Consider the following 2016-nt stretch of genomic DNA (forward strand, 5'->3'; position numbering starts at 1 on the left):
TAGGATATCTCAATTAAAAATTGTATTTTAAATATAAAAACATGCTTAGAACACTTAGTAAAAAGTGATTCTAAACATATTATACGAGGAGAGATAAAATGAAAAGCATGAGCAGTAAAAATACAAAAAAAGTATTAAGTATTATAATGTTATTTTGTATTATTTTATCATCAAATTTGACATATGCAAGTCCTACAAATTTAAAACAAACCATATCATTTGATGTGGAAGAATGGGAAAAAACAGTCGTATTTGCTGAAGTTGAGGTATATGAAGGAGATAAAAGACATAAAAAAACAACAGATGACATTTTAATCAAAGATAATATAAAAACAATAGAGAATTTAAAAAACATTTATAGCAATGAAGAATTATATAGAATGATAGAAGATAATCTATATCAGGCAATTGAAGATCAAAAAAATGGCTCTTTTATAATTTGGAATAATGATGTTGTGGAAAACAAGATTAAATATCAATTTCCAAATATATATAAAGAAATCAAAGAAAACGAATTACTGAATTTTGACTACACATTTTTTTCTGATAAAGATAATAATGTAATAAGGTCAGCAGGTTTCAAGAATTTTACATTTAGTCTGTTGTTTGAAGCTGCTTTTGGGCTTAATATAATGGATTTAAGCTCTTATTTAGAATGGAAATATGATAGCAATGGTGTAATAACTTCTGTGATTTCTGATGATTATATGAACGTTTATGGATATTGGGAAGATTTGGGGATTAATGCTTCACATGATACTTATTCATATGATAGAAAGACTTGTACTCATTATACAGAAGCTAAAACACGTCATAATCCACTAATTGGTCCAACGGGTAGCATTATTTATCCATGGATGAAAATGGAATTAACACAGACATATGGAAAGCTTAAAGATTCTGGTATAAAGTAAATATACTTATTTATCCTCATTTTTAAAAGTAATTATGATAATAAATATCTTTAAGTTTGTCTTAATATTTTATTTAGGATATTTATATTACTTCTTATCTTGATCTTGTGATAAAACAACCATAACCCTTGATGAGTTCCAAGAATAAGTACAAATGGGAGAAGAACTTCCAGATACAAGTTCTTATAAAAAAATTGTCATATATGGTTTATGTGAATCCACTAAAGATTTACCAGGATATAGATTATATCTTTTAGATGAAGATACTTATTGAATGGCAATATTATATAATAATAACATTTGGAGGATTATTGAAATGGATCATTCATATTGGTTAAATTAAACATTATTTAAAAATACGGAAGATCTATTATTAAAAATTAATCTAGTTTTACACAAGAGCAATTATGACAAACTCGGTAATGTAACTGTAAGGATTGAATTTAAAGGGATAGGATATGTTTTTGATTCTGTCCTTTTTTTTATTGTACTGTTTGGGTTTGTCATAATAGTAAAAATACAGATAATATGTAAAACTACGATAACAACAAAAAAGATGATCGATTTAAATTATAAATCAATCATCTTTTTATTTATAGATCTCTTTTCTGTGTCCTATCACTAAAACTAATATAATTATATTTTTATTATCGATATTAGCAATCAATCTATAATTTCCAACTCTGTATCTCCACTTGCCTTTTAAATTCCCTTGTAAGGCTTTTCCCTATAATAAATATGAACCAAATCAGTTTAAAAATCCAGCTGTCAATAGTCAGTGAAAATGTCATATAAAAGTATAAAGTTTTATTCAGTGAAAATGTCACTATATAATTTAAAAATACATTTACACTGTTTTATTGGAATAAGGCTTTTGATTCATTTTAAGAGGTGCTTTACCTTTAAAAATCTCTAAGACACAATGTTTACGCCCTGAAGATTATACTAGAAAAATCTATGTAATTTAAACTCAACAGGCAATCTACTTTGGAGAGTTTCCCAAAGCCTTTTGTAAATGATAAACTGATAATGTAGAAAAATTAGAATCTCAAAATGCACAAATTTATACATTTTTTCTTGTATAATATTTCTAAAAAGCTTA

Annotated in this window: 1 protein-coding gene and 1 pseudogene; one reads left to right on the forward strand and one right to left on the reverse strand. The window is 25.7% G+C overall.

The window, feature by feature from the left end; translation table 11 throughout:
- The first annotated feature begins 98 nt into the window (after positions 1-98).
- A complete protein-coding gene (locus BO51_RS10045) occupies positions 99-914 on the forward strand; it encodes a hypothetical protein (RefSeq protein ID WP_496486303.1) in 816 nt (271 codons plus the stop codon).
- A gap of 589 nt (positions 915-1503) precedes the next feature.
- On the opposite strand, the pseudogene BO51_RS10050 reads toward BO51_RS10045, so the two are convergent.
- Positions 1504-1608, reverse strand: a pseudogene (locus BO51_RS10050) (type II toxin-antitoxin system RelE family toxin); the annotation flags it as partial.
- Positions 1609-2016 lie beyond the last annotated feature (408 nt).

The sequence above is a fragment of the Soehngenia saccharolytica DSM 12858 genome, assembly GCF_059568515.1.

What these genes read in the sequence shown, in the direction of transcription:
- BO51_RS10045 (WP_496486303.1), top strand. Translation starts at nt 99, where the DNA reads ATGAAAAGCATGAGCAGTAAAAATACAAAAAAAGTATTAAGTATTATA.